Source organism: Noviherbaspirillum denitrificans, assembly GCF_002211445.1.
Lineage (GTDB): Bacteria > Pseudomonadota > Gammaproteobacteria > Burkholderiales > Burkholderiaceae_D > Noviherbaspirillum > Noviherbaspirillum denitrificans.
In genome coordinates this window covers 1,398,930-1,403,945 of the sequence record NZ_LSTO01000001.1, presented here as the reverse complement: position 1 = coordinate 1,403,945, position 5,016 = coordinate 1,398,930, and the positions used below count along the sequence as shown (strand labels likewise).

Sequence of the window (5,016 nt, the reverse complement as noted above, 5' to 3'; positions counted from 1 at the left end):
CATCGACTACCTCGCGACGGTGGCCGAACACCGGCACGTAGGCCGCGCCGCCGACGCACTGGGCCTGACCCAGCCGGCGCTGACGCGGGCCATCGCGCGCATGGAGGCGCTGGTCGGCATGCCGCTGTTCGAACGCCATCCGAAGGGCGTGGTGCTGACGCAGGCGGGTGAAGCCTTCCTCGGGCGGGCGCAGCGCATCCGCCTCGAATACGACGACGCACTGCGCGAAATGCACCAGATGAAAACGGGTGAACTGGGCGTGCTGCGGCTGGGTTTCAGCCCGACCCTCGACGACCAGCGGGTGATGGGGACGATACGCCGCATGCTGGTGGAACGTCCGGCGGCGCGCCTGCACATCGTGGAAAAGCTGATGCAGTACCTGCTGGACATGCTGATCGAGGGCGAGCTCGACCTGGTGATCGCGCCGATCCCGTCGCCGCCGATGCCGGAAATCGATGTGGTCCCGCTGCACGAGGATGTGCTGTATGTGGTTGCCGACCAGGCGCATCCCCTGCACCAGCGGCGCGACCTGAAACTCGCCGATGTCGCCGCCGAACCATGGCTGCTGCCGGCGCAGAACACCCGTCTGCGCGGACAGCTGGAGACCCTGGTGCGCGAAGCCGGCTTGCCCGCGCTGAACATCCGCGTGGAAATCAACGCCAGCAGCCTGAGCAACTTCCGTCTGCTCAGCGGCACACGCATGCTCGGCATCGGCAGCACATGGACACTGGAACGCCTGCGCGCGCTGGGCGTGCTGCCGCTGTCGATCAGCGTCCCGCCGTTGCGCCGGCAGATCGGTTTGCTGACGCGGAAGAATGCCTACCTGACGCCGCTCGCGCAGCGCCTGCGCGAACTGCTGGCAGCGGAAATGAAGCCGTCGAAACCGAAGAAATAAAAAAGGGGCAGGTCACCCTGCCCCAATCACACTCCAAACAAATCTTCAGGCAAAGCGGCCGATCTTCTTCTCGACCGCGGCACGCACCGATCCCGTGGTTACAAAGGATTGCGCCACCTGGATATCGTTGTGGAACCAGCGGTCGCCTTCCAGGCAAGCCGGGATCTGGCGCCGCACTTCGTCATACGCAGCCTGCGTGCCTTGCCCCAGCACGAAGCCCGGCAGCAGCGATTCGGTCATCGTCAATGCCTGCGCGGCCAGCAGCATTTCCACGCCGATGATGTACTGGGTGTTGGCGACGACCGTGGCCGCCTTGCGCGCGCACCAGGTCGAATTCGAGATGTGGTCTTCGCTGTTGCCCTTGGACGGGATGCTGTCGACGCTCCCCGGCATGCACAGCGTGCGGTTTTCCATCACCAGCGAACTCATCGAGCACTGCACCACCGGATAACCGGTGTTGACGCCGCGGATGCCGGTCATCAGGTTGCGCGGCAAGCCCCACGACAGCGTGGGATCGATCAGGCGCGCGATGCGCCTTTCGCAGATGCTGCCGAGGTCGGTGATGGCCATCGCGAGCAGGTCCATCGCCTGGGCCAGGTACTGGCCGTGGAAGTTGCCGCCCGAAATGATCTCGAAGCCGCCGCCGTCCTTGCCGAAGATCAGCGGGTTGTCGGTGGCGGAATTGATTTCCTTGGCGACGATGGTGTCGATGTAATCGAGCGCATCGAATACCGGACCGTAGACCTGCGGCGCGCAGCGCAGCGAATATACGTCCTGGATGCGCGGCGTATAGGGGATGTCGGTGCGGCGCAGCTCGTCGGGGAATTGCACGGCGCGCGCTTCATGCGTGGTGCGGGTCGATCCCTTGAGCAGGTTGCGGATGATGGCCGCGGTCTTGACCTGGCCGGCATGTGGACGGGCAAGATGGATGCGTTCGTCGAAACCGGCCATTTCGGCACGCATCGCCTCCAGCGTCAGGCCGAGCGACAGACAGGCATCCGACAGCAGGTTGCGCGCATCACGCGCGGCCAGCACCGCCACGGCGAGCGAGACGGTGCAGCCGTTGATCAGGGCCGACGCATCCTTGGCCTTGAGGTCGAATTGCACCGGGCCGATGCCGGATTGGCGGATCGCTTCGGGCGCACTCATGCGCTTGCCCTGGTACATCACTTCCGCCTCATCGAAACCGGCGATGGCGGCGGCCAGGTAGGACAGCGGCGCGAGGTCGCCGGAGGCGCCGACCGAACCCTTTTGCGGCATCACCGGATGGATGCCGGCATTGATGAAGGCGAGCAGGCGGTCGACTACTTCGACGCGCGGCGCGGAATAGTTGCTGGCGAAGGCATTGGCGCGCAGCAGCATGGTGGCGCGGCTGACTTCTTCGGAGAACGGCTCGCCCATGCCAGCCGCATGTGCGCGGATCAGCTGGGTCTGGAACAGTTCGATGTGCTCGACCTTGATGCGGGTGTCCTTCAGCAGGCCGACGCCGGTGTTGAAGCTGTACATCATCGGCGCTTCATCGTGCATCCAGGTGGATTCGATGTAGTCGCGGCTTTGCTTGAGCGCGTCGCGCGAGGATTGGGCCAGGCCGACCTTGACTTGCGGGTCGCGGGCGATCGCGATGACTTGTTCTGCGGTGAGGGTGAAGCCGTCGATGTGGATGGTGGTTGTCATGGTGTCGGGCCTTTCAGGGGAACAGGTTGAATCGGTCAGCAGGATGAAGGCAATTACTTCGCCCCCGCCTCAAACCACTGTCCCACCAGCGCCCTCTCCTCATCCGTCATCCCCGTCAGGTTCCCGATCGGCATCGCCTTCAGTTGCACCGTCTGCTGGTACACCCGCGCCGCATTCTGCCGCACCAGTTCCGGCGTATGCAGCAACACCCCCGCCGGTGCGGTCCCAAAGCCATTCTGCGTCGGCTTGTCCGAATGGCAGACCGCGCAACGCTGCTGGATCACCGGCATGATCTTCGCCGTATCGATGGCGGCAGTCCCCGCGACAGGCTTCGCAGCCGGCTTCGGCGCAATCGCAACTGCAACCACCGCAAGCAGCGCCACACCGGCCGCCGGATAACCCCATGCAACCTGCCCCTTGTGCCGAAGGTTGAAGAAGTGGCGGATCAGCACGCCCGCCGCCATGATGCCCGCGAGGACCAGCCAGTTGTACCGATTGCTGTAGGTCATCGCGTAGTGGTTGCTGATCATGATGAACAGCACCGGCAGCGTGAAGTAGTTGTTGTGCACCGAGCGTTGCTTCGCGCGCTTGCCGTAGATCGGGTCAGGCGACTTGCCCTGCTTCATCGCATCGACCAGCTTGTGCTGCCCGGGGATGATCTGCATGAGCACATTGCCGACCATCATGGTGCCGATCATGGCGCCGACATGAATGTAGGCCGCGCGTCCGCCGAGGAATTTCGTCAGCACATAGGCCGCGGCGACGATCAGCACGAACATCACGATGCCGAGCAGGCCGTCGCGCTGCCCGAGCGGCGACTTGCACAGCAGGTCGTACACGATCCAGCCGCCCGCCAGTGTGCCGAGGCCGATCAGCACCGCCTGCGTGCCGGTGATGTCGGCAACCGCCTTGTCGACCATCATGGCCGACGCATTGAAGTAGTAGACGATGAACAGCAGCGCGAAGCCGGACAGCCAGGTGCTGTACGCTTCCCACTTGAACCAGTGCAGCTCTTCGGGCAACTGCTTGGGCGCAACCAGGTATTTCTGCGGATTGTAGAAACCGCCACCGTGCACGGCCCAGAGTTCGCCCGACACCCCGGCCTTTTCCAGGTCCGATCCGGGCTTGGGCGGCCGGATCGAGTTATCGAGCCAGACAAAGTAAAAGGAGGCGCCGATCCATGCGATGCCGGTGATCAGGTGGAGCCAGCGGACCAGCAGGTTGAGCCATTCGGCGCCGTAATTCAGCAACAAAGCTTCCATGTATTCCTCATAGACAGAAGCTCGTCTGCCTCCGCGGGCGCTTCAGACGAGAGGGGTGAATCGGTCGCGCACCATTGAGGCACCGCTGCGACCCATATGACTTTGCCAATGCGAATTCCGATATACCCGGCATTCGCGCAGGACGATTTGACGCACTGCCGTAACAAGATAGACTTTTTTCTACCCCGAAACATCGGGCGTTTAGTATATTTTACATACCCATAACATTATAGAGGGGACGGGATGTCGGGCTTGCCGGATCATTTGGATATCCATCTTATACGGATCCTCTACCTGCTTCTGTCGGAGAAGAACGTGTCGCGGGTGGCGCTCAAGCTCAACCAGCCGCAACCCTCGATTTCCGCGTCGCTGCGCAAGCTGCGCGAACTCACCGGCGATCCCCTGCTGGTGCGCGGCGCGCGCGGCATGGTGCCGACCCAGCACGGCGAAAGCCTGCTCAAGCCGGCCAAGCAGATCCTCGACGAAACCGAAAAGCTGTTTGCCCAGAAGACCGCCTTCGTGCCCCAGCACGAGGCGCGCACCTTCCACATCGCGGCGCCTGACTACCTCGACAGCCAGTTCCTGCCCAACATCGTCGCCAGCGTGCGGCGCGAATCGCCGAAGAGCCGCGTCGTCATCCACAACATGGGCGCCGACAGCGACTACCTGAAGCTGCTGTCCGACGGCGAACTGGACGTGGTGATCGCCAACTGGGACGAGCCGCCCGAGCACCTGCACCTGTCCAAGCTGTTCGAGGACGAAATCGCCTGCATCATGCGCGCGGATTGCGCGTACGCCCTGCGCACCGGGCCGGACGACATGACGGTGGAAGACTACCTGTCCCTGCCCCATGTCGCGCCGTCGCAGATGCTGCCCGGCTATTCCGGCGTGATCGAATCCTTCCTCGCGCGGCAGAACCTGCACCGCAACGTGGTGGTGGAGTCTTCCTACTTTGGGCTGATTCCCTACATGCTCACGCGCAGCGACCTGGTGCTAACGACCGGGCGGCAGTTCATGCGCTTCTACGAGAAGAACCTGCCGCTGAAAATCTTCACCGTGCCGGTCAAATTCCCTGCGATGCGCTTTTACCAGCTCTGGCACGAGCGGGTACACCATGCGCCCGAACACAAGTGGCTGCGGGAGCTGATCGCAGGAACGGCGAAGTCGTTGTTGTCGAAATGATCT

General features: G+C 63.2%; 4 protein-coding genes. 2 read left to right on the top strand and 2 right to left on the bottom strand.

What is annotated here, in order from left to right; all coding sequences use genetic code 11:
* Positions 1 to 895 (top strand): LysR family transcriptional regulator (locus tag AYR66_RS06960; protein ID WP_206047088.1); only part of this gene is annotated, 895 nt, incomplete at its 5' end.
* 45 nt (positions 896 to 940) lie between these two features.
* Here the strand turns inward: AYR66_RS06960 and AYR66_RS06955 are convergent.
* Together AYR66_RS06955 and AYR66_RS06950 are read right to left on the bottom strand one after the other, a co-directional pair.
* The gene (locus AYR66_RS06955) at positions 941 to 2,569 is read right to left on the bottom strand and encodes an HAL/PAL/TAL family ammonia-lyase (RefSeq protein ID WP_088706907.1); all 1,629 of its coding nucleotides are present in this window, start codon (positions 2,567 to 2,569) and stop codon (positions 941 to 943) included.
* A gap of 53 nt (positions 2,570 to 2,622) precedes the next feature.
* A complete protein-coding gene (locus AYR66_RS06950; protein WP_088706906.1) occupies positions 2,623 to 3,831 on the bottom strand; it encodes a urate hydroxylase PuuD in 1,209 nt (402 codons plus the stop codon).
* Positions 3,832 to 4,074: 243 nt separating this feature from the next.
* Here AYR66_RS06950 and AYR66_RS06945 point away from each other — a divergent pair, with 243 nt between their 5' ends.
* Positions 4,075 to 5,013 (top strand): LysR substrate-binding domain-containing protein, encoded by a 939-nt coding sequence (locus AYR66_RS06945; protein ID WP_088706905.1) that lies wholly within the window; start codon positions 4,075 to 4,077, stop codon positions 5,011 to 5,013.
* The last annotated feature ends 3 nt before the right edge of the window (positions 5,014 to 5,016 follow it).

Bases quoted from the DNA above. Each gene is read 5' to 3' on its own strand.
- AYR66_RS06955 (WP_088706907.1), bottom strand. From the start codon at position 2,569: ATGACAACCACCATCCACATCGACGGCTTCACCCTCACCGCAGAACAA.
- AYR66_RS06950 (WP_088706906.1), bottom strand. From the start codon at position 3,831: ATGGAAGCTTTGTTGCTGAATTACGGCGCCGAATGGCTCAACCTGCTG.
- AYR66_RS06945 (WP_088706905.1), top strand. From the start codon at position 4,075: ATGTCGGGCTTGCCGGATCATTTGGATATCCATCTTATACGGATCCTC.